The organism is Sabulibacter ruber, from assembly GCF_017355955.1.
In the GTDB taxonomy this organism is placed as follows: domain Bacteria; phylum Bacteroidota; class Bacteroidia; order Cytophagales; family Hymenobacteraceae; genus Nibribacter; species Nibribacter ruber_A.
Window position 1 is genome coordinate 2508852 of sequence record NZ_JAFFID010000001.1, and the last position, 22369, is coordinate 2531220.

The following is a 22369-nucleotide window of genomic DNA, read 5'->3' on the forward strand; positions in this document are numbered from 1 at the left end:
TTTTTAATTACTCACTCCAAGGAGCAGTTCCTTTAACTGTGATACCCATGCTGCGCGCGGTACCAGCTACCAATTTCATTGCCGACTCTAATTTGAACGCGTTCAAATCAGGCATTTTGATTTCAGCGATTTCTCTGATCTGGTCCCAAGTTACTGAACCTACTTTGTTACGGTTAGGCTCTTTTGATCCAGATTTGATTTTCGCCGCATCCATCAACAATACTGGAGCGGGAGGAGTTTTAATTACGAAGTCAAATGACTTGTCTGTGTAGATTGTAATCAAAACTGGGCAAACTTGGCCGGCCTTATCCTGGGTTCTAGCATTGAATTGCTTGCAGAACTCCATAATATTAAGACCTTTAGATCCAAGCGCAGGTCCAATCGGCGGTGCTGGATTTGCGGCGCCTCCCTTTACCTGAAGTTTCAGATAACCTTTTATTTCTTTTGCCATTATTATTTATTACTACTGTTCTTTTTCTACCTGCATGTAGTTCAATTCAACCGGCGTATTACGCCCGAAGATTTTCACCATCACGTTCAACTTACGGCGCTCCTCAAACACTTCTTCCACTGTTCCGGAGAAGCCATTGAAAGGACCATCCATTACTTTCACAGTCTCGCCAACAATGAATGGGGTCTCCAAAGTTTCTACCTGCTCATCTGTTTCATCAACTTTTCCTAAGATTCTGTTAACTTCAGACAAGCGCAAAGGAACTGGCTTGGTGGTAGCGTTTCCGCCATTAGCCCCTAAGAATCCAATCACGCCAGGAGTACTGGTAATCAAGTGCTCCACTTCACCATTGGAGATATCTGCATACACCAACACGTAACCAGGAAAAAAGCTGCGTTCTCTTACACGCTTTTTCCCGTTCCGCATTTCGTACACTTTCTCTGACGGAATAAGCACCTGAGGCACCATCTCCGTTAAGTTGTGACGAGCAACTTCGTTTTCAAGATAAGATTTTGCTTTCTTCTCCTGACCAGAAACCGCCCGAACTACATACCATTTTAAATCTGCCATCTTCTCCAGCTTTTATTAGAACTGGTTGTAAAACCATTCCAGGGTGGAGTCGTAAACAAAGTCCATAGCACCCACTACAAGTGCAAACACAACAGACCCAACCAAAACCAGAATAGAGCTTTTTTGAAGCTCTGAGTAGGTCGGCCAAGAGACCTTGTGCTGCATCTCCTCTACAGCGTCATTGAAAAATTTTGTCAGCTTTGCCATTCCTGATGCTATTTACTCTTTTGCACGGGAGGCAGGACTCGAACCTGCAACCAATGGTTTTGGAGACCACTACTCTGCCAATTGAGCTACTCCCGTAAAAAAATGCACGCCATTTGTTTAATGGAGTGCAAATGTATTACTCTTTTCTTAAAAAAACAAGTCCGCCCCACTTTTTCAGCAAGGCGGACTTATATTTTTATAGATTAGTCAAGGATTTCAGTTACCTGACCGGCACCTACTGTTCTACCACCCTCACGGATAGCGAAACGCAGACCTTTCTCCATCGCTACTTTGTTGATCAACTCAACAGTGATAGTGATGTTATCGCCAGGCATAACCATTTCTACTCCTTCTGGAAGAGTGATAACGCCAGTTACGTCTGTAGTTCTCAGGTAGAACTGAGGACGATAGTTGTTGAAGAATGGAGTGTGACGTCCACCTTCTTCTTTAGACAGTACGTAAACCTCTGCTTTGAATCTAGCGTGAGGAGTTACTGAACCTGGCTTACAGATAACCATACCACGACGGATATCAGTTTTCTCAATACCACGCAGCAACAGACCTACGTTGTCACCAGCTTCACCTCTGTCAAGGATCTTACGGAACATCTCAACCCCAGTTACTGTAGACTTCAAGCCTTCAGCACCCATACCCAAGATTTCAACTGGCTCACCAGAGTTGATTACACCACGCTCGATACGGCCAGTAGCTACTGTACCACGACCAGTGATAGAGAACACGTCCTCAACTGGCATCAAGAATGGAAGGTCAGTTAAACGAGCAGGGATTGGAATGTAGTTATCTACTGCATCCATCAGGGCTTCGATAGTTTTCACCCATTTTGGATCTCCGTTCAAGCCACCAAGAGCAGAACCCTGGATAACTGGAATGTTGTCACCGTCGAAATCATAGAAAGAAAGAAGCTCTCTGATTTCCATTTCAACCAGTTCTAACAACTCTGGATCGTCTACCATGTCCACTTTGTTCATGAATACAACCAGAGCAGGTACACCTACCTGACGAGCCAACAGGATGTGCTCACGAGTTTGTGGCATTGGACCATCAGTAGCAGCTACTACCAGGATAGCACCGTCCATCTGAGCAGCACCAGTAACCATGTTCTTCACATAGTCAGCGTGACCTGGGCAGTCAACGTGTGCATAGTGACGAGTCTCAGTTGCGTACTCTACGTGAGAAGTATTGATAGTGATACCACGCTCTTTTTCTTCTGGAGCGTTATCAATTGAAGAAAAGTCTCTTTTTGCGGCCAGACCTTTTTCCGCTAAAACCTGAGTAATAGCAGCAGTCAAGGTAGTCTTTCCGTGGTCAACGTGCCCAATAGTACCGATGTTTACGTGCGGTTTGGAACGGTCAAATGTTTCTTTAGCCATTTTAGAAAGTATTTAGTTCTTGGGTTGAAACGGTGTATTGCTTGTTTTATAAAAAATACTCCTTGAGCCAACGATGGGAATTGAACCCACGACCCCTTCCTTACCAAGGAAGTACTCTACCCCTGAGCTACGTCGGCATAATGAAATGATGCAGCTTTCGCTGCATCATTTTGAAATAGAGCGGGAGACGAGGTTCGAACCCGCGACCTACAGCTTGGAAGGCTGTCGCTCTACCAACTGAGCTACTCCCGCTTGTTAATAAGTAGTCAAGAATTTCAACTGAATAACCTGTAACCTTTATTCAAATTCCTGACCGGTGTTGGTGTGGGGAGAGAAGGATTCGAACCTTCGAAAGCTTACGCTAACGGAGTTACAGTCCGTCCCATTTGGCCACTCTGGAATCTCCCCAATACTGTTTCAAAGAACCCTGAGAACTCTTTTCGTTTCCGTTTTTCGTTCTTAGGAGCTGCAAAATTATAGGCTTTTTCTTTCGTGTCAAATATTTCAGCAAATATTTTTTCAATTATTTTATTTGAAGCTCTAATAACGGGGCCAATTTAAGATCTTTTTGGGCTAAATTCCGCAGGCTTTCTCGTCTTTCATCAGTCTCCGCCATCACTATAAGCATTTGAAAAGCAGCCTGTTTTACCATGTCCATAGTCTCTCTTTCTACTATGGCTTTCATGGCCTGCCAACCCCTCTCCTGACTATCAATATTTTTTTTCAGGAGGAAGGCTCCAAAGCCCTGGATGAAGTAATACAGGTCCCCGCTTCTGAGTCTTCGGGCATTTTGCAGGTACCAGCTGTAGATCTCTTCCTGATCTGAGTTAGTAAAGGCTGCCGCCAATGCGTTCACCACATCCGGGTTCTTGTAAGTGAGGTAAGGCTTCAGCCTTTCCAGATCATGCCCTCCCCTTGACCAAGCGAAGATGGCGGCGCTTACCACCTGGTAAGAGCTGTCTTGCAACCGTTTCTCGATTATTTCTTTGGGCAACCCCTCTAGAGTGCTTAGAGCGTACGTGCCAATGGCTCTCACCGAGCTGCTTTTATCAGCCTCCGCCATTTGCAGAACCTGCTTCTGGGTTTGGGGATTCTGCATGGCCTCTGTTGACACCAGCATCTCTAAACCGGTAGTTCTTATCTTCCAGAAGGGATCCTGCAGGGCTTTCTGTATTACCTGATCAACCAACACGTTCGAGGTGTCTCTTAACTCCTCCAAGGCATTTGATTTAGCAGCAAAGGCAGTACTGTGGTTGAACTGAGCGGCCCATTCTGGAATGGATTTGGTGTGCCTGATATTCGCTAATAATTTTTGGTTTGGATCTATCACCACTGTCTGAGGCGAGGAACCCAACGGGAAAGAGAACGTCTGGTGTGCTTTGTTCAGCTGCACTTGGTTTTCATGCCATTTTCCGTTTTCCAGGATGAAAACAGGTAGCGGCATTTTGTATACGGTGCTGCGGGTGGTATCCTGGGTTTGGGTGACGTGAACATCAAGCACTCCGTTTTGGTACGTATGAGTGACATTCAGTTCTGGATGCCCCGGCGTGAGGAACCACTGGTTGAAAAACGGAATCAGGTCACGGCCGGTAACTTCTTCAAACGCCAGACGCAGTTCATCTATCTCTACTGAGCTGTACTTGTGCTGGGTCAAATACAGGTTGAGCGCCGCGAAGAACGCCTCGTCTCCTACCTCCTGCCGTAGCATGTGCAACACTCTTCCGCCCTTGGCATAGGAATGGCTGTCAAACATATCCTCTCTATCCAGGTAATGGTAGCGGATGAGCGGCTCTTGCTTGGTCTTGGCTTCTCCCAGGTACTCCAGCAGCGCTGTTTGGTGTGTGAGTGCCGCCTCATCGGGGCCGTATTGGTGTTCTGCCCACAGGTATTCAGAGTAGTCGGCAAAGGATTCATTCAGAGGCAGGTTGGCCCAGGACTCCGTGGTCACCAAGTCCCCGAACCACTGGTGGAACAGCTCGTGCGCAATGATATGGTCCCAGTTCTTGTCCAGCAGCTCGCGGCGGTCCTGCTGCACCGCTTGCATAAACGTAGAAGCGGTGGTATTCTCCATTGCGCCTGAAACAAAATCGCGCACTACTACCTGCGCATATTTATCCCACGGGAAAGTCACACCCAGTTTCTGGGAGAAGAACTCCAGCATGGCCGGCGTACGGCCGAACGTGGCTTTGGCAGTGGCGGCATATTCGGGCTCCACCCAGTAACTCACTTCCTTGTTCCGCCATTTGTCTTTAATAACAGCATACTCGCCAATGGCCATCATCACCAGATACGGCGCATGGGGTTTATCCATTCGCCAGTAATCCGTTCTCAGACCGTTTCCGGCTTTTCTGGACGAAACCAGCACCCCGTTGGAAAGCGTTTTGAACCGGTCTTCTACGGTGATGTAGATTTCCTGCGTCATGCGCTCATTGGGCTTGTCAATGGTGGGAAACCAGGCCGAATTCGCCTCGGTCTCCCCTTGGGTCCAGATCTGCTGCGGCACACCTTCTTCGGCCCCCTGCGGATTGATGAAGTACAAGCCTTTGTCTGACTGGATGGCCGCACTTCCTTTCACCTTCAGCTCATTGGGTTTAGCAGTATAGGAAATGAAAATCTGCAGGGAGTCTTTGCGCGTGTAGGCCTTGCCTAGGGGCACCACCAACTGGTACTGGTCATAGGCGTATTTCACCGGCAGTTCCTGCTTGCCCTTCAGAATAGTAACCTTGTGGATGTCAAATCCTTTGGCATCCAGCACCAGTGTATCTTGTGGGTAGAAGTGGGGCTTTACCGTGAGCGTGGCCTCTCCCAGAAGCTGTTGCTTAGCCCAATCGAACCGCACGTTCAGCTTGGTATGTCGCAGGTCCATCAGGCGCTCGGCGGCGGGTTGGTATGGTCCATGGCTGGTCACCGGAACAACGGCCGCACTGGCGGTATCTGGGACAGACGTAACTTCTTCTGTCGCTACGGAAGGAGCCGCAGATTGCTTTACAGCGCAGCCTGTCATAGCGCCAGACAGGAGAAACAACAACAAGCCACGGGAAAGGATGTGATTCATGTAATGATTTATTAACTTTGGGAACTCAAATTGTGAAATATTTCACAGCTACCGTAATCTGTCTTTAACGCTGCCAACATGCTACAGGTAAAATCGGCCACTAATACGTGGCAAGTAGTCTTAGAGAAAAACCAAATCCTTCTCAATGACACACCTTTTACCTGGGATTTGCTTCCGCTCAGCCCAACCTCTTTTCATATCCTGAAAGACGGCCGTTCCTATACTGCCGAGCTACTGGAGGCCGATCCACAAACCAAAACCTTCCGGATCAAAGTGAACGGCTCTGTACATACGGTACAGGTGCAGGACCGGATGGATTTGCTCCTGGAGAGCCTGGGCATGAGCCAGGCCCTGAGCAATAAAATCAACGACATCAAGGCACCAATGCCGGGCCTCATCCTGGACATTAAGGTACAGCCGGGCCAGGAGGTGAAAAAGGGAGATCCTATCCTCATCCTGGAAGCCATGAAAATGGAGAACATCATCAAATCTCCCGGCGATGGCGTAGTAAGCGATGTAAAGGTTAGCGTAAGGCAGAACGTTGAGAAGAACCAGGTTCTTATTGTTTTCTGATTTATCCTGTTTTGGGCCTGTTTTGTAAAAAGCAGGCCCAAAACATGTACATACTAACGTCACAACTATTACTATATAAATTAGCATGCGATTCAAACGAATTCTATTGAAACTCAGCGGTGAGTCCTTGATGGGCGAGCAGCAGTATGGCATTGATACCAAGATGCTGGTGCAATACGCCCAGGAAATCAAATCTGCCGTTGACCTAGGCGCCCAGGTGGCCGTAGTGATTGGCGGAGGAAACATTTTCAGGGGAGTACAGGCCGAGTCTGTAGGGTTGGACCGCGTGCAGGGCGACTACATGGGTATGCTGGCTACCGTAATCAACAGCATGGCCCTGCAAAGTGCCCTGGAGAAAGCAGGCCTTTACACCCGCCTGTTATCTGGTATCAACATCCAGCAGGTATGTGAGCCGTACATCCGCCGCCGGGCCATGCGCCACCTGGAGAAGGGTCGCGTAGTGATTTTTGGGGCCGGTACCGGTAACCCGTACTTCACCACAGACTCAGCCGCCAGCTTACGCGCCATTGAGATTGAGGCCGATGTAGTATTGAAAGGAACCCGCGTAGACGGTATCTATACTGCTGACCCAGAGAAAGATGCTTCTGCCACCCGGTACACAGACATCACGTTTGAAGAAGTATTTGAAAAAGGGCTGAACGTAATGGACATGACTGCGTTTACCCTTTGCAAGGAGAACAACCTGCCAATTGTGGTGTTTGACATCAACAAACCCGGCAACCTGGCCAAACTCATTAACGGTGAGAAGGTAGGAACCCTGGTTTCCATGTAATAAAAGAACGTCTGCTGCCCTGCCAGTGGATTTTACAGAATAAAATCAGAAATTAGTGCCGCCCTTTGGCAAACAAGCCAGAGAGACAGCGTTTAGTCATCTTTCTAACCAAAGAACCCAATGACCGAAGAGATTAATTTTTATTTGAGCGAAGCCGAAGAATCTATGCAGAAATCGGTGCAGCATACTGGCGTGGAGTTAACCAAAATCAGAGCCGGCAAAGCCTCCCCTGCCATGGTGGAGACCCTGCGCGTTGATTATTACGGTACACCTACCCCTATTTCTCAGGTAGCCAACATCACTGCTCCGGATGCCCGCACCCTCATGATCAAACCATGGGAAAAAAACATGGTAGCTGAGATTGGAAAAGCCATCAAAAACAGCGATTTAGGTTTGAACCCTCTGCAAGAAGCAGACGGCGTACGCCTTAACATCCCAGCCCTGACAGAAGAGCGCCGCCGGGAACTGGTGAAGCAAGCCAAAAACGAGACTGAGAACGGAAAGATTAGAGTGCGCAACATCCGCAAAGATGTGAACGACTCTCTGAGAAAGCTTCTGAAAGAAGGTACTTCTGAAGATGCCGTGAAAGACGCCGAAGGCAAAGTTCAGAAACTAACCGATTCTTACATCACCAAGCTAGATGAGCTGCTTTCCAAGAAAGAAGCCGAAATCATGACCATCTGATAAAGCTTGTTTTAGGCTTTATTTTCCATAACTAGCATAAAAACAGAAAGCCCGGTACCTGCAGGTACCGGGTTTTCTGTTTTTATGGATGGTTCTTTCAGGTATCTTTCTCTACTTACTCAGGCCGTTCTGCTAACCAGGTAAGGGCAACGTTCATATCTTCAAACACTTCAATACCGGTGGTGTCATAGGTGAACCGCAGGGATTTATCGGTAGACAACCGGCTGAACATACTTGGGGAGTAAACCCAGGCAAAAGAGGTCATGCCCGCCTGCCGCAACCTGGGAAACCAGTCTGAGCCAACCCATTCGGCAGCGCTGGACCATATTCCCTCCACGTGGGTATTGTCATTTAATATCTTATGGCATTCATACTGAGCCAGTATCTCCAGAATACGCTCGCAGCCATCTTGCACAGATTGCTTTGTCTGAAACCCGGTCCAGTCGGCGTTTACATACTTCTGGTCTTGGTTATAACTTATTGTAATATAGTTATCCTTGAAGATGATTGAATTACCCATTGTTTCAGCAAAACCTTCTGTTGTGTCTGACTAAGAAGGATGAGCAAATTACACCCTACATCTGAGCAAACCAAGTATTTGTACGGTAAAAAACTGGATTATTCAGATTCAATAAACCGCAAAACTTCTGATAAACGGCAGAATTCAAGAAAGGTTTTATAAATTTTACCTGAGCCGAAAGAAAGGAAGAAATAAGTGCTAAAACTAAAGAATAACTTTCTTAGAAGCACCAAAAACAGAGAGGCGTTTTAGGCCCAATTCTGTGAATTAAGGTCTAAAACGCCTCTCTGTTTTTAAGCTCTTGCAATTAAATTGTCTGGCATCAAATTCAACTACAAACAACCTATGTAAAGCTGAATTTCTCTTACTGATACAGCCTCTTGGCTTTAATGTATTCTTCTACCGGTTCGGCCAGTAAGTAGCGGGTAGATTTCCCTTCTTTCAGGCAACTGCGGATAAAGGTTGCCGAGATATCCAGTAAAGGAGCCGGCACCAATTTAATCTTAGGATTGCTTCTGATAGGCTCCGGTGCCTTGGCACTACCTGGTCTGGGATACACCAGTACTTCGTAGAGATCCAGAATCTGTTCGTAGTTCTTCCACTTATGCAGGGTTGCCAGGTTATCCTCGCCCATGATCAACACGAACTGGTAGGTAGGATACCGCTCTTTCAGATAAGTAAGCGTATCTATGGTATAGCTGGGCTTGGGCATCCTGAACTCAATGTCCGTTACGCCCAGGTCTGGGTTATCGGCAATGGCAAGGCGCACCATGTGCAGGCGGTCAAACTCATGTAGCAAGCTGCTGCTGGGTTTAAACGGGTTCTGCGGACTCACCACCAACCAAACGGTATCCAACGTAGTGTTGGCAGCCATGTAGTTGGCCAGGATCAAGTGCCCTATATGAATGGGATTGAAAGACCCAAACAACAACCCTACCCGCATGCTTAGAGTACCGTGTCTTCCTTAGAGATAAAGTCGCGCACCAGCTTTTCAGCCCTGGCGAATGCTTCTTCCAGATTCTCGTTCACAATAACCTCGTCAAACTGGTCTTCAAAGCTCAACTCAAATTTTGCTTTGAACACCCGGCTGGAGATACTGGAAGCCGAGTCTGTGTTACGGGCCACTAACCGCTTGGAAAGCTCTTCAATGGAAGGCGGCTTCACAAAAATGGACAGGGCGCGGTCTTTATAAAAGTTCTTGACGCTCAATCCTCCTTTTACATCCACGTCCAGAATGGCATGTTTGCCTTCAGACCAGATGCGTTCAATTTCAGATTTAAGCGTGCCGTAGAAGGCTCCTTCGTATACTTCTTCCCACTCCACAAAGGCATCCTGCGCTATTTTCTCGCGGAACTCTTCTGGGGTGATGAAGTAATAATCTTTGCCGTTGATTTCAGAGCGGCCACGTCGGTCACGGGTGCAGGCTGAGATAGAGAAGCTTAGCTCCGGTATGACATTTACTAAATGACGTACAATTGTTGTTTTGCCGGCCCCGGAAGGAGCCGAAAAGATGATGATTTTACCTTGCATCCGGGAACAGGAAGCTTATACCTAAGCGGTTTGGTGGATCTTTGATTTGATGGATTCTGCCAGATTAGCCGGCATGCCCGGGCGGCGAAGAGACGCGTTCAGGAACTGTACAAATAAACGCTGTTTATCAACGCTATCAAAGCATGGAGAGCATTCATCGGCCTGTTCGGCCAGGAAAGCCTCATCTTCTGCAGTAGCTATTCCTTCCAGCCACTTTTCAAAAACGCCTTGTACCTTCTCACAGTCAGGCTCATGGCTCTCTTCTGAGGCGTTCGCGCCCATCAATTCATCTGACATTGTAGTAATCCCCATCATATTGATTTCTTAATTAGCTGTTATAACCCATTGACTTCGCATATTTCTCCAACTTCTCCTTCAGGAAGTGCCGCGCCCGGTGCAGGCGGCTCCTCACTGTACCAATGGGAATATCCAGGATCTTGGCCATCTCCTCATAGGTGAACCCTTCCAGGTCACACAGGATAATCACGGTCCGGAAATCAACCGGCAGCGAGTTTAACGCACCGGCTACCTCATCCCCTATCAGGTCCTGCACACTCTCCATGCGCAGGTCAGTGGTACCGCCAGAACTGTCTCCCTCTGCATCCACGTCCTCAGAATTGTAGTAGCCTTCCACCTCAGAGTAGTCTACTTTGGCGGGTTGCTTGCTCTTCTTCCGGAAGTCGTTGATGAAGGAGTTCTTCAGGATGCGGAACAGCCACGCTTTGGCATTAGTTCCGGGTTCGAAATAATCGAAGAAGCGATAGGCCTTCAGATAGGTCTCCTGTACCAGGTCATTGGCATCGTCTTCGTCCAGGGTCAGACGGTACGCGAAGTTGTAGAGAGACGAAATAACCGGCATCAGCTCGGCCTCAAAACGGGCGTCTTTCTCCTCTTTTGTCATTGAATTCGCTCTCTGTTCGCTCATTGGTCTTGATTTTGTACTTTTACACTTTGTGAAAAATACCTATACGCAAATATAGAAATTAAATATACATAGGTACATACGAATATTTGGGCAGATGTTTACATTACCCGGCAGAAACCTACGTGCCCGGAATCTATCCCAAGCCCATTTTTGTTTCTGCGCTGCATGCATTCAATCTCTGTCACCATACTCGCTAAGAACAGCCAGGAACTGCTCCCGCTCTGCCTCAAGGCTTTGACCCAGTTCCCGGAAGTGGTTTTACTAGACAACGGCTCAACCGATGCTACTGTTGCCATAGCCCGCCAATTCCCTAACGTAAAAGTGTTTCATTCGCCTTTCATTGGCTTTGGACCGCTTAAGAACCTGGCTGCTTCTTACGCCTCTAACGATTGGGTTCTGTCTGTGGACAGCGACGAGGTGCTTACCCCAGAGCTGGTGCAGACCATCTTAACCCATCCGCTGGACAGCCAAAAGGCGTACCGTTTCCTGCGCCACAACTTTTACGGAAAACGGTTAATAAACGCCTGTGGTTGGGAAAATGATTACGTGCTGCGGCTTTTCAACCGAAAAACCACCCGCTTCACGGATCGTGAAGTACACGAAGGCATCATCACCGAAGGCCTTACCGTGGAAACCCTGCCCGGCATCCTGAACCATTATTCGTTCAAGAACACAGATGAGTTACTAAAGAAACTGAACCAATACACCACGCTCTTTGCGCAGGAGAACCGGTTCAGGAAATCTTCCTCGGCGTTCAAGGCCACATACAAAGCTTTCTGGACGTTCCTGCGTAACTACTTTCTCAAAAGAGGTTTTCTGTACGGCTTTGAGGGCTTTTTGATCTCGGCCTGCAACGCCAACGGCGCTTTCTACAAATACATGAAACTGCGCGAGGCCAACCGTTCCATGACCACCAGCCTGGTTATCTCTACCTACAACTGGCCCGACGCCCTGGAAGTAGTTCTCAAAAGCGTGGCCCAGCAGAATGAATTACCAGACGAAGTGATCATAGCCGATGACGGTTCCCGGGAAGAAACCAGAGCCGTGATAGAGCGCTACCAGCAAAGCTTTCCGGTGCCGCTGCTCCATTGCTGGCACGAGGATACGGGCTTTAGGCTGGCGGCCATCCGCAACAAAGCCATGGCCATGACCCAAGGCGAGTACATCATCTCCATTGACGGCGACATGGTGCTGCACCCAGACTTTGTCAAGAGCCACAAGCGCATGGCCCGCGCCAATACCTTTATGCAAGGCAAACGCGTGCTGTTACAGCCAGAGATCACCAAAGAGATTCTACAGGCCAAGCAATGGCACATCACGCCGTTCACTTCTGGCATCGTAAACCGGTTCAATGCCGTTTCTTCGCCGTTTTTGGCAAAACTAGGCTCAAAAAAGCGCCCTGATATCAAAGCCATCAGAGGCTGTAACATGGCGTTCTGGCGTGCCGATGTGCTGCGAATAAACGGTTTCAACGAGGATATTGAGGGATGGGGCCGTGAAGACAGTGAGTTTGCCATCCGGATGCTGAACGCAGGCGTGACACGGCGCAATTTGCCTTTTGGCGGGGTAGGCTACCATTTGTACCACCCAGAAAACGCCCGTACTTCTCTACCCGAGAATGATAAAATCCTATCAGATGCTATTGCCCAAAAATCTAAATGGTGCGAGAACGGTATCAGTAAATATCTTCAAGCCTAATACTTACCAGAACAGCTATCGCTAACTTTGCAAGAAAAGCATGAATGCAGCCGCTTTCATGCTTTTTCCGGAGTTTCCCTTCTGGGTCTACCCCTCTTTTGTCATCCTGAAAGGATCTTGTGGGCGAACTAGAAAAGCTCTTTAGAAAGGTTACTACCGTTCGCTACCAAAAGATCTTTCCAAGATGACAGTAGAGGGAGTATTCACATTCTTAGAGGGTGTTCATCGTCCCTAAAGCGGAAAACAAAACGCCCGACCTCTCCAGGAGAAGCCGGGCGTTTTTATGTGGTTTTCCGGCAAACAAGCCGGAAACAGATCTGCTTAGTAACGGTAGTACTCTGGTTTGAACGGACCTTGCACTTCTACGCCAATGTAGGCGGCTTGCTCAGGAGTCAGTTCTTCCAGTTCCACGCCAATCTTGGCCAGGTGCAGACGAGCTACTTTCTCATCCAGGTGCTTAGGCAGGGTATACACTTTGTTTTCGTAGGCCTCAGCGTTGGTCCATAACTCAATCTGCGCCAGTGTCTGGTTTGAGAAAGAGTTAGACATCACGAACGATGGGTGACCAGTAGCGCAACCCAGGTTCACCAGACGACCTTCGGCCAGAACGATGATGTCTTTGCCGTTGATGGTGTACAGATCAACCTGTGGTTTCACGGTGTCTTTGGTATGACCGAAGTTCTCGTTCAGCCAAGCCATGTCAATCTCGTTGTCAAAGTGACCGATGTTGCAGACAATGGTCTTGTCTTTCATGGCCTGGAAATGCTCGGCGCGGATGATGTTGAAGTTACCGGTAGCGGTTACCACAATGTCAGCCTCAGGGATGGCATTCTCCATTCTGCGTACGGCATAACCGTCCATGGCAGCCTGCAGCGCGCAGATTGGGTCAATCTCCGTTACAATCACGCGGGCACCGGCACCACGCAAAGAAGCGGCAGAACCTTTTCCTACGTCACCGTAACCAGCTACTACGGCTACTTTACCGGCCATCATCACGTCTGTAGCTCTTCTGATAGAGTCTACTAATGATTCTTTACAGCCGTATTTGTTATCGAATTTAGATTTGGTCACGGAGTCGTTCACGTTGATGGCCGGAATCAACAGGGTGCCATTCTTCATGCGCTCGTACAGACGGTGAACCCCGGTGGTAGTCTCTTCAGACAAACCTTTGATACCGGCAGCCAGCTCAGGGTATTTGTCAAACACCATGTTGGTGAGGTCACCACCATCGTCCAGGATCATGTTCAAGGGCTTGCGCTCCTCCCCGAAGAACAAGGTCTGCTCAATGCACCAGTCAAACTCCTCGGCATTCATTCCTTTCCAGGCGTACACAGAGATACCGGCAGCGGCAATAGCAGCCGCGGCGTGGTCCTGGGTAGAGAAAATGTTGCAGGAAGACCAGGTTACCTCGGCACCCAGCTCCACCAGTGTCTCAATCAACACGGCAGTCTGGATGGTCATGTGCAAGCAACCTGCAATGCGCGCGCCAGCCAACGGCTTGCTTGGGCCGTACTCCTCCCGGATGGCCATCAAGCCTGGCATTTCTGCCTCGGCCAGTTTTATTTCTTTTCTTCCCCACTCAGCCAGGGAAATATCTTTTACTTTGTACTGCAGATAGGTTTCTACCATTGTAGTTCAGATTTATACAGAAGAAGTGCAAAGGTACGGAAAATGTTTATCAACCTCAATTTTCTGGATTACCGCTGTAAAGCACCAGCCCTAAAATACCATGCCACCCGCCTTGGCAAGACAGATGGCACGGTTAAGCTCAGATCTCCGTTTAATTGTTCATAATCACACCGGCATCCAAGGAATTATCATTACCAGATGGTGGGTTCAGGAACCCTCTGGCGTATATGGTATAGATTCTTCCGGCTTGTAGATTCAATACGGCAGTCACTGCCGCTACATCGGTGCCTACCGGTTGCACCTCCAGGACATGGCTGCCGGCGTTCACAGGGGTGAAAGCAGTGCCTTCTTTGAACTCGATGTCAGAGAAGAGGTTATTCCCGCCCTGTACCACCACATCTACGCTGGGCGCATCGGGAGCCAGGTGCACGAACCGAACGTGCGCCCGTCCGCTGGCCGGAGCGGTCAAGTCATCTACCAACACCACCGGGGTAAGGCCAGAGAGCGGACCGGCGGCGAAGACCGAGTAATTTCTGTCTTTCTCCAGCGTCACGTTAGCATCTATGACCGGACTGCCCAGTCCAGCCCTGGCGGCGGTCACCTTGATGTTCCTGGAACCGGCGGGAAGCGTCAGGTAGCCGGTATTGTCTGGGTAATTCAGGGCCGAGGTGTTGGCTTTGGTTCCGTCTACATACAAGTCTACGCCCGGAGCATTGGGTGACGCATGCACCACCAGCACCCGAGCCTCATCGGTCAGCGTATCCGCCGCGTCATCATCATCGTCACAGCCCGTCAGGGACAAAACCGGCAACACGGCTAATAGGGCGAGTTTTTTCCAATTCTTCATCACTTTGAGACTTAAGGTAAAACATCAAACTCAGGTAACATCAGAACCAACTGAAACTCAGTTTGTTTAACTTCAACAGAATAAATCTTAAACAAACGTCTACTATCCCTCCCCTGCCCAATTTGCGTATCTTTGCCCAATCACGCCTAAGCCGTTTTATGCGCATTTTCACCCCTGAAGAGCAAAAGTTTATTCTGGACCACCTGCAGCAAGACCCCGCCCAACTGATGTTGCAGGCGAAGCGCTTCGCTCCTTTACCGGTTTCTGAGTTGGTGCAGCAGATCAAGGCCCGCCAAAAGGCACAGCAAAAGCTCCCTACCTGGGCAAAGCACCCCCAGACTATTTTCCCGGCCATGCTCTCGGTGGAACAGAGCTCTTCAGAGGAAACCGCTGCGTTTAAGGCAGGGTTGGTGCAAGGACAGACGCTGGTGGACTTAACCGGAGGCTTTGGCGTAGACAGTTTCTTCTTTGCGAAGCATTTTGCCCAGGTAGTGCACCTGGAGCAGAACCAGGAACTGCAGAAAATTGCCAGTTACAATTTCAAGCTATTGGGGGCCGAAAACATCCAGAGCATTCCTACCACCGCCGAGGAATATCTTCAGCACCTGGAAAACCTCGTAGATGTTATTTACCTGGACCCCGCCCGCCGCGGACAAAGCCAGGAACGGGTGCATCTGCTGCAAGACTGCACCCCAGACGTACTGGGCCTCTTGCCTTTGCTGCTGCAGAAAAGCAGAACCGTACTTCTGAAAACGGCCCCTATGCTGGACATTGACCTTGCCCTGCAGGAACTGAAAAACGTGGCCCAGATATGGGTAGTGGCCGTGCAGAATGAGTGCAAAGAGGTGCTGTACCTTCTGAAATCGGATGCCACGGACTCGCCGTTGCTCACAGCCGTCAACCTCACGCCGCACAAAGAAGCCCAGCTCCTCAGCTTTACCAAACCCCAGGAAGAAACCGCCCAGGTGACGTATGCCAAGCCGCAGCGATATCTGTATGAACCCAACACGGCCTTGCTCAAGGCGGGTGCTTACAAGTGGCTTTCAGAAAAGTACGGTGTCAATAAACTGCACCGCAACAGCCATCTCTACACCTCCCAGGAACTGCAACCAGCGTTTCCGGGCCGTATTTTTGAAATCTCGGCCCAACCAAAGGCCAATGCCAAAGAGTTGCAGAAGCTTCTTCCCGATAAGAAAGCGAACATCACGGCTCGAAACTACCCGCTCACGGTGGCGCAACTCCGCGAGAAAGTAAAACTGAAAGAAGGCGGAGACCAGTACCTCTTCGCCACTACAGACCTGCACAACAAACCCATCCTGCTGCTCTGCCAGAAAGCTGGCGTTTAGTTTCTGGTTGTTAGTTGTTAGTTGTTAGTTGTTAGTTGTCAAATCTCAGCTAAACTTTCCTGGCGCGAGACTCTGGTCTCGTGACTAAAGATGACGCGAGTCTCCAGACTCGCCGGGAACCACAGCCTGGAATAAAAGATCTGCAAACCTGTTTTCGCTGCGGGGCAGCGAGGATAGTCAGAGACTATCCATCATCTGTGAGGCACGAGTCTGGAGACTCGCGCCAGAGCGGTATGCAGGGAAAGAGCTGTTATGGTATCTGACTCTTTTTCTGGAAAACAGGCCCAAAACAGTTTTCTCCCCTTCGAGGCAAATTCCTCTTAACTCCTGTTCTTCAGGCGCGTACCATAGAAAGGTAGATGCTGGAAGGCATCTGGTTGTGTTACTTAATCATGAAAGACCATGGCAGAGGAAAAGAAGAATGCGCATCACGGGTTCGGAAGCAATCCTGAGAAATCATTTGAAGACGGGAAGAAAGGGGGCACGCCTGCGACGGAAGTCAGTAACCAATCCTCGGGCGGAACCGGCGGCGGCAGTCATGAGCAAAACAGCGGAACGGCCATGGGCGAGTCTATGGCTAGAAAAGTACCCCAGAAACCCGACCAAAGCGGCAGCGAACTGGACCGCCCCATCACCGACAAAGAGCGGGGTAGCCGTTCTTCCTAGATTCTTGTAAAACAACCCAAAAACAAAAAGCCCTCGCCGGAACAGGAGTTCAGCGAGGGCTTTTTGTTTTCAGACAGAGTACTTGGGATTGGCTTTGCTCACCCAGCGGCTGCCTTTCAGACTGAAGCGCCAGGGTAACAGCGCATCGGCGCCGGCGTAGGCTACGCCCACCCGAGGGCCGGCTACTATCTGGTCATCGGGCACCTGCACGCCGCGGTCTTCCAGCCAGATCTCGGTTCCGGTTAAATCAGTGCCGTTGTGCAGGGTGGAGATGCCCAGAGCCTGGGTCACTAAGCCTGGTCCGGCAGTGAGGCGGGGCTCTACTTTGGGTAACCCTCGGCGCAGCTGCATTTCCTCTATGCCTTCCGTCGGTTCAATGGCCCGGATCAGGACGGCATCGGCGGTGCCTTCTACGTTGGTCACAATGTTGAACAGCGCGTGAATGCCGTAGATGAGATACACATACGCCACGCCGCCTTGCGCATACATGATCTGGGTGCGTTTGGTGCGCCGGCCCAGGTGCGCGTGGCAGGCGGCGTCTGCAGTGCCCGAGTAGGCCTCAGTCTCCACAATCATGCCGCCCGTAAGCACCCCGTCAAAACAGGAAAAGAAATATTTGCCAACCAGGTCACGGGCAAGGGATACTACATCTGGCTGGGTGTAGAACTCCCGGGAGAGCTTTTGCTGCAGAGCCATGGCTACTTTTGCTTGAGGTACACCTCGGTTACGCCATCGGCCGCCACGTTGTTAATGACCAGGGTATTTTCGCCGCAGAACCAGAACTGGTAGCCCACGGGCGTAAGGCTCTGCCCTACTACCTGAAACGTTTTTTTCTCGCCTTGCAGCTTGCCGTTCACAAACTCCTCGTACTCGCCATTGGCGTAGAAGCGGAGGGTTTTGGCATCGCCAATCTTCTCCCCGGTCAAAAACTCGTCTTCCTGAGCGCCCATGTAATTGGTCTGGATGCCGCGCAGCTCCCATTTCCCCGGTAACCACGCCATGGCCGAGGCAGAATCTGTGGAGGTAAACTCACATAAAGACACCGCTGGCTCCTGATTTCCTGGGCTGGAGGGAGCCTTTTCTTCAGGAGCATCACTGGAATTGGTCTGGCAGGCGGCAAACAGAGTCACAAAGGCAAAAGCTACCGGAAACAGTTTTTTCATAGAGTCAGCTGAGGGATTGGAAGGCAAGAAAGCGAAAAGTACGCGATGGCGCTGCATTTTTGCCCGGGTCATCTGTGTCCAGCCCGTGCGTAGCTAACTTAACGCTTTTTAGCGGTTGCTTTCTGGATGTTGAAATACACCTCAGAGAGGTTGAGTTTATTGGGCGTTTGCAGGCTCACCAGATCGTATTTGTTCTCGATCAGCTGCGGACTGCCCTTTTGCCGAAGTTCCACTACGGTCAGGAACATGTATTCATCTCGGGGCGCGATCAAGACCACAGCCGTTTCTTTGGAGCGCCCGTTGCCGCTGGCTTTAATGGCGGCCATTAACCCCTCGAACTTCACCAGCCACTTTTTGCTTTCCACTGTTTTGTTCATCTCGCCGTAGGCCATGTGCATCAGGTAGATTACATCCAGGTTGAACGGATCGGCGGCCAGGATTTTCTTGCCGGTGGTGGCAATCTCGGGAAACCGCGCTTCCATCAACATATCGTTCAGGGCATCGGATTTGTCATTGGGGCGGTAGGGCGAGTAGCCGGACTGGGTGGTCCAGCCGTAGTAGAGGTGCTTGTACTCGTCCAGCGTGAGAGTCCCGTCGTTGGCATGGTAGCGCTTGAGCAGGTTGGGATAATACATCTTGGATTTAGGAGACGTCACCGCCGCCTTGATGGCATCGAAATTAATCTTGGAAACCGTCTGGGCCTGGGTACCGAAGATAAACCCCAGGCAGATGGTGCTCAAAAGCAAAAAACGTTTCATGAAATTGTTTAGAAGGTAAGACACGAGGCCGAGTACAAATACAGTGCTAAAAACTGCACCTCAGGCAAAAAGTTACATCTCTCCCAGGGCACCTTTGAAGCAGCGTTTCCGTTTTGGGCCTGCTTTGTTTAAAACAACGCTGAAACGGCCTCAAACTGCACACCTCCTAAAACTTTAATTCTCTGACAATCAGAAACGATAAAAGCAGTCGCGCGCCTCACCTGTAAGACGGTGGGGCACGCGACTGCTTTTCTAAAAATCAAAAGAAAATAGTATCTCTTATAGCGTTCAGGGGAAATCTGTTTTACCTCTGTTTTCCGGAATGAAGCCCTAAAACGGCTATTGGTTAACCCCCAGGGTCTTAGACTTGTTGACCTTCTTGGTCCTGACCGGCTTATCGGCTTCGGCTAGTTCCCGTCTGTAGTTCTTGGCCATGTGCTCAATAGGCATCTCAATGTTGAAGTACAGTTTCTCGGTCTCCATTTCATTGGGCGTTTTGAGCGTCTGCACATCGTATTTGCTTTTCAGCAGCCCTTGCCCGGCAGATTCCAGCCCCAGGATACCCATTACCGGGTACTCGTCCTGCGCTGAGATTACCACCCAGGCCGTTTCTTCAGACCTGCCATCGCCGCTTTGCAGAATGGTGCGCAGGAGTCCCTCAAACTTCAAAAGCCACATGCGGGCCTCGGCGGGTTTCTGCTGCATATCGGCAATGCTGCCCAACCGGAAGATCATGTTCAGGCTGAACGGCGATTTCTTGAGTTCAGACAGAAGCAACTGCCTGGCTTCTTCTTCCCGGCCAGATTCCAGCAGCTTCATGGCTACCATCTCACCGGGACCGTTGGCAAAAGGGGTGTAGCCGTCTTGCTTGGTGTATCCATAGTACAGGTGGTGGTAATCAAAGAGCGTCAGCATGGTGTCATTGGCCATGTACCGCTCCAGCAAGGCAGGATAGTAAAACGGCGAGGCTTCGTCTTCAATAGCGTTATAGACTTTGGTGAGGTCTACGTTGGAGAGTGTCTGGCCCATGCTTCTCAAGCTGAACAGGCATACCACTAGGGCTAAAAGTAAAGAACGTTTCATAGATTGAGGCTAATTTTCAAGACAACACCTCCAAGGGCCTCGCCTTTAATAAGTCATATTCATAACCTGTTCTACGCAAACGTTTTAAGGTTGATGCTGTTTTTATGTTAATTTTATCAAAACAGCTTTTAAACAATATTTTTCAATTCTGCTCTATTTGGAGAAAACAGGGCAAAAAACAATTGTTCGCTATTCTTTAAACTTCCCGTACCTTTGCACTGATTTTGGTGACACCCCCGGTTTTCTGCCGGTGATGTCTTAAAAGGGAATCAGGTGAAAAACCTGAGCTGTACCCGCAACTGTTATCTTCTTTCCGTTCTGCCCACCGCACGCCACTGTCTGCTTTGCCAGATGGGAAGGCCGGGCCGATGAAGAGAGCCAGGAGACCTGCCAACGTCACACATTCACCTGGAGGCTTTCGGGAAAAAAAGCAGCAAGGATGGTGGCCCACGTGGGCCGGCGTTTTCGTTTATTTCTCCCTTTGTAGTCTCCTCTGCTTTGAAAGCCGAGGATATGGTACAGCGCGTACGATTTTTTGTGGGTTTACTGGGCTTGGCAGGACTACTTTCTGCCCCGGCAGCCCACGCCCAAACCCTGCTACCCGATACCGTGAACCTGCAGGAGGTGCAGGTGGCCGGGCACCGATACACCCGTTACGCGGCGGGCTCCCGGGTACAGACCGTAGACACCCTGCTCCTGAAACGGCAACCCGGCATTACCCTGGCCGATGTACTGCAGCAGCGCAGTCCCCTGTATCTGCGGAGCTACGGCAACGGCATGACCGCCACCGTAGCGTTCAGGGGCACGGCCTCCAGCCATACTGCCGTGCTCTGGAACGGTTTCAACATTGCCCTACCCACGTTGGGCATGTCTGATTTTGCGTTACTACCCCCTACTGTAAACACCCAGGTGAGTCTGCAGCACGGCCCCAGCGGCGCTTTGCACGGCAGCGGAGCCATTGGCGGGGCAGTTGTGTTGGAGAACCCCGTTTCTTTCGCGCCGCACCAACAGGTGCGCGTACAGCAGGAACTGGGCAGCTTTGGCCACCAGCGCACCGCCGCTGTTGGATCTTTTTCTGACGGGCGTCTGGCGTTGTCTTCCTCTTTCACCCGCACCGCCACTAACAATGATTTCCGGTTTAAGAACATCACGGCCTTTGGTGCTCCCTGGGAAACCCAGCAGAACGCCGCGTTCCACCAGAACAGCTTTGCGCAGGAGGTCCATTACAAACTGGGGCAGGAACAACGGCTTTCGGTGCGGGGCTGGTACGTGCAAACCCACCGGCAGATACAACCTTCCATGGGCAGCGCCAACACCCACGCCGTGCAGGACGACGAGAACCTGCGCCTCATTGGCGAATGGCAGGGCCAGATAGCCCGGGGTTCCACCACCGTGCGCGCCGCCTGGTTTAAAGACCGCCTGGATTACAGAGATGATGGCACCCTTTCCCTCTCTACCGTGAACACCTACCAAAGCCAGGTAGAACACGAGCGGCAACTGTTGCCCAACCTGCTTCTGCAAGTGGGCGGAGAAGGACAACTCTTTAAAGCCGATGTGGGCGGTTACGGTGGCAAAACTGAGGAACAGCGCTTCTCTACGTACGGCTGGCTTAGGTATGACCCCTTGCCTGGTCTTCAGTTGAGTCTGAACGTGCGCCAAGCGTGGGTGCAGGGCTTCAATCCGCCGCTTACCCCCACGTTAGGCGCTAATTACCAGCTTCTGGAGAATGGGGAGCACCAACTTACTCTTAAAGCCAATGCCTCGCGCAGTTACCGCGTGCCAACCCTCAACGATCGTTTTTGGCGTCCGGGCGGAAATCCGGCCCTGAAACCCGAGAGCGGTTGGGGCTATGAAGGAGGCTTGGTTCACCAGTACAAAGGAGGCCAGCTAAGCGGCACCACCGAGCTCACCGGCTACGGCCTGCGCGTGAACGACTGGATTCAGTGGCAGCCCTCAGCTACGGGAGGATACTCTGAGCCGGTAAACCTACGCACGGTTAAAGGCAACGGTGCCGAGCTGGACAGCCGGTGGAATTACCAATTCCGGCAGGACTGGTCTCTGGCGGCCGGAGTGGCCTACGCCTATACGGTTTCCCAACAGAAACTCCCCGATGCCCGGGCGAAATTGCAAGACCGGCAACTGTTCTACGTGCCCAAACACAAGGTAGCCGGCTGGGCCGAAGTGCGGCACCAAAGCTGGTGGCTCACCGCCGATGCCACCTTCACCGGTCAACGCTTCACCGATAACGACAACAACAACTGGCTGGAGCCTTTTGCCTTGGTCAACGCCAGCCTGGGCAAAACCTTTACCTGGCATTCTTTTGAAGCGCAGCTCATGGCGCAGGTGCAGAACCTGACCAACACCGTGTACCAGACCATGGCCTACCGGGCTATGCCGCCACGCAATTTCCGGCTGGCGCTTTCACTGCAGTGGGCCAGACCCGGCACTTCCCGTTTAAACCCATAATTTTCAATACATCC

23 protein-coding genes, 4 tRNA genes and 1 riboswitch are annotated in these 22369 nt (G+C 50.5%); of the genes, 7 read left to right on the plus strand and 20 right to left on the minus strand.

Going from position 1 to position 22369, the window contains the following annotated elements; all coding sequences use genetic code 11:
* Window positions 1-7: 7 nt before the first annotated feature.
* From rplK to JT719_RS10325, 9 genes are all read right to left on the minus strand, one after another.
* The gene (gene rplK, locus JT719_RS10285; RefSeq protein WP_205501690.1) at window positions 8-451 is read right to left on the minus strand and encodes a 50S ribosomal protein L11; all 444 of its coding nucleotides are present in this window, start codon (window positions 449-451) and stop codon (window positions 8-10) included.
* Window positions 452-463: 12 nt separating this feature from the next.
* A complete protein-coding gene (gene nusG / locus JT719_RS10290) occupies window positions 464-1021 on the minus strand; it encodes a transcription termination/antitermination protein NusG (protein WP_207432916.1) in 558 nt (185 codons plus the stop codon).
* Window positions 1022-1036: 15 nt separating this feature from the next.
* The gene (gene secE / locus JT719_RS10295; RefSeq protein WP_207432917.1) at window positions 1037-1228 is read right to left on the minus strand and encodes a preprotein translocase subunit SecE; all 192 of its coding nucleotides are present in this window, start codon (window positions 1226-1228) and stop codon (window positions 1037-1039) included.
* Window positions 1229-1251: 23 nt separating this feature from the next.
* Window positions 1252-1324: transfer RNA gene (locus tag JT719_RS10300), tRNA-Trp, on the minus strand.
* A 107-nt stretch (window positions 1325-1431) separates the two neighbouring features.
* Window positions 1432-2619: an elongation factor Tu gene (gene tuf, locus JT719_RS10305; RefSeq protein ID WP_207432918.1), complete on the minus strand. Its 1188-nt coding sequence runs from the start codon at window positions 2617-2619 to the stop codon at window positions 1432-1434.
* A 65-nt stretch (window positions 2620-2684) separates the two neighbouring features.
* A tRNA-Thr gene (locus tag JT719_RS10310) sits at window positions 2685-2756 on the minus strand.
* A gap of 42 nt (window positions 2757-2798) precedes the next feature.
* Window positions 2799-2871 (minus strand) — tRNA-Gly (locus JT719_RS10315).
* Window positions 2872-2944: 73 nt separating this feature from the next.
* Window positions 2945-3027 (minus strand) — tRNA-Tyr (locus tag JT719_RS10320).
* 115 nt (window positions 3028-3142) lie between these two features.
* A complete protein-coding gene (locus tag JT719_RS10325; protein WP_207432919.1) occupies window positions 3143-5674 on the minus strand; it encodes a M1 family metallopeptidase in 2532 nt (843 codons plus the stop codon).
* A 78-nt stretch (window positions 5675-5752) separates the two neighbouring features.
* Between JT719_RS10325 and JT719_RS10330 the strand changes: the two genes are divergently transcribed.
* From JT719_RS10330 to frr, 3 genes are all read left to right on the plus strand, one after another.
* Window positions 5753-6247, plus strand: coding sequence for an acyl-CoA carboxylase biotin carboxyl carrier protein subunit (locus tag JT719_RS10330; protein ID WP_207432920.1), 495 nt, complete (start codon window positions 5753-5755; stop codon window positions 6245-6247).
* Between the two features lie 85 nt (window positions 6248-6332).
* Window positions 6333-7040, plus strand: a complete 708-nt coding sequence (pyrH, locus tag JT719_RS10335; protein WP_207432921.1) for a UMP kinase — start codon at window positions 6333-6335, stop codon at window positions 7038-7040.
* A 120-nt stretch (window positions 7041-7160) separates the two neighbouring features.
* Window positions 7161-7724: a ribosome recycling factor gene (gene frr, locus JT719_RS10340; protein ID WP_207432922.1), complete on the plus strand. Its 564-nt coding sequence runs from the start codon at window positions 7161-7163 to the stop codon at window positions 7722-7724.
* Window positions 7725-7839: 115 nt separating this feature from the next.
* Here the strand turns inward: frr and JT719_RS10345 are convergent, their stop codons facing one another.
* The 5 genes from JT719_RS10345 to JT719_RS10365 form a co-directional block, all read right to left on the minus strand.
* Complete coding sequence (locus JT719_RS10345; RefSeq protein ID WP_207432923.1) at window positions 7840-8244, minus strand: hypothetical protein; 405 nt, start codon at window positions 8242-8244, stop codon at window positions 7840-7842.
* Between the two features lie 364 nt (window positions 8245-8608).
* Window positions 8609-9187, minus strand: a complete 579-nt coding sequence (gene nadD / locus JT719_RS10350; protein WP_207432924.1) for a nicotinate (nicotinamide) nucleotide adenylyltransferase — start codon at window positions 9185-9187, stop codon at window positions 8609-8611.
* A 2-nt stretch (window positions 9188-9189) separates the two neighbouring features.
* Window positions 9190-9774, minus strand: coding sequence for a guanylate kinase (gene gmk / locus JT719_RS10355; protein ID WP_207432925.1), 585 nt, complete (start codon window positions 9772-9774; stop codon window positions 9190-9192).
* Between the two features lie 21 nt (window positions 9775-9795).
* The gene (locus JT719_RS10360) at window positions 9796-10089 is read right to left on the minus strand and encodes a hypothetical protein (RefSeq protein ID WP_207432927.1); all 294 of its coding nucleotides are present in this window, start codon (window positions 10087-10089) and stop codon (window positions 9796-9798) included.
* 13 nt (window positions 10090-10102) lie between these two features.
* A complete protein-coding gene (locus tag JT719_RS10365; RefSeq protein WP_207432928.1) occupies window positions 10103-10699 on the minus strand; it encodes a sigma-70 family RNA polymerase sigma factor in 597 nt (198 codons plus the stop codon).
* 165 nt (window positions 10700-10864) lie between these two features.
* Here JT719_RS10365 and JT719_RS10370 point away from each other — a divergent pair, with 165 nt between their 5' ends.
* Entirely contained in the window at window positions 10865-12397 is a 1533-nt protein-coding gene (locus JT719_RS10370) for a glycosyltransferase family 2 protein (protein WP_207432930.1), read from the plus strand.
* 321 nt (window positions 12398-12718) lie between these two features.
* Here JT719_RS10370 and ahcY read toward each other — a convergent pair whose 3' ends face one another.
* Together ahcY and JT719_RS10380 are read right to left on the minus strand one after the other, a co-directional pair.
* A complete protein-coding gene (gene ahcY / locus JT719_RS10375; RefSeq protein ID WP_207432931.1) occupies window positions 12719-14026 on the minus strand; it encodes an adenosylhomocysteinase in 1308 nt (435 codons plus the stop codon).
* Window positions 14027-14177: 151 nt separating this feature from the next.
* Complete coding sequence (locus JT719_RS10380) at window positions 14178-14873, minus strand: DUF4397 domain-containing protein (RefSeq protein WP_207432932.1); 696 nt, start codon at window positions 14871-14873, stop codon at window positions 14178-14180.
* A gap of 158 nt (window positions 14874-15031) precedes the next feature.
* Between JT719_RS10380 and JT719_RS10385 the strand changes: the two genes are divergently transcribed.
* Together JT719_RS10385 and JT719_RS10390 are read left to right on the plus strand one after the other, a co-directional pair.
* Complete coding sequence (locus tag JT719_RS10385) at window positions 15032-16219, plus strand: THUMP-like domain-containing protein (protein WP_207432933.1); 1188 nt, start codon at window positions 15032-15034, stop codon at window positions 16217-16219.
* Window positions 16220-16621: 402 nt separating this feature from the next.
* A complete protein-coding gene (locus JT719_RS10390; protein ID WP_207432934.1) occupies window positions 16622-16885 on the plus strand; it encodes a hypothetical protein in 264 nt (87 codons plus the stop codon).
* A gap of 69 nt (window positions 16886-16954) precedes the next feature.
* Here the strand turns inward: JT719_RS10390 and JT719_RS10395 are convergent, their stop codons facing one another.
* The 4 genes from JT719_RS10395 to JT719_RS10410 all read right to left on the minus strand — a co-directional run bounded on the left by JT719_RS10395 (window position 16955) and on the right by JT719_RS10410 (window position 19889).
* Window positions 16955-17581, minus strand: coding sequence for a DNA-3-methyladenine glycosylase (locus JT719_RS10395; RefSeq protein ID WP_207432935.1), 627 nt, complete (start codon window positions 17579-17581; stop codon window positions 16955-16957).
* Between the two features lie 2 nt (window positions 17582-17583).
* On the minus strand, window positions 17584-18048 hold the full coding sequence (locus JT719_RS10400) for a hypothetical protein (protein WP_207432936.1): 465 nt from the start codon (window positions 18046-18048) through the stop codon (window positions 17584-17586).
* A 98-nt stretch (window positions 18049-18146) separates the two neighbouring features.
* Window positions 18147-18806 (minus strand): DUF4919 domain-containing protein, encoded by a 660-nt coding sequence (locus JT719_RS10405; protein ID WP_207432937.1) that lies wholly within the window; start codon window positions 18804-18806, stop codon window positions 18147-18149.
* A gap of 339 nt (window positions 18807-19145) precedes the next feature.
* Entirely contained in the window at window positions 19146-19889 is a 744-nt protein-coding gene (locus tag JT719_RS10410) for a DUF4919 domain-containing protein (protein WP_207432938.1), read from the minus strand.
* Between the two features lie 208 nt (window positions 19890-20097).
* A riboswitch (cobalamin riboswitch) is annotated at window positions 20098-20298 on the plus strand.
* A 104-nt stretch (window positions 20299-20402) separates the two neighbouring features.
* Between JT719_RS10410 and JT719_RS10415 the strand changes: the two genes are divergently transcribed.
* On the plus strand, window positions 20403-22355 hold the full coding sequence (locus JT719_RS10415; RefSeq protein WP_207432940.1) for a TonB-dependent receptor: 1953 nt from the start codon (window positions 20403-20405) through the stop codon (window positions 22353-22355).
* The last annotated feature ends 14 nt before the right edge of the window (window positions 22356-22369 follow it).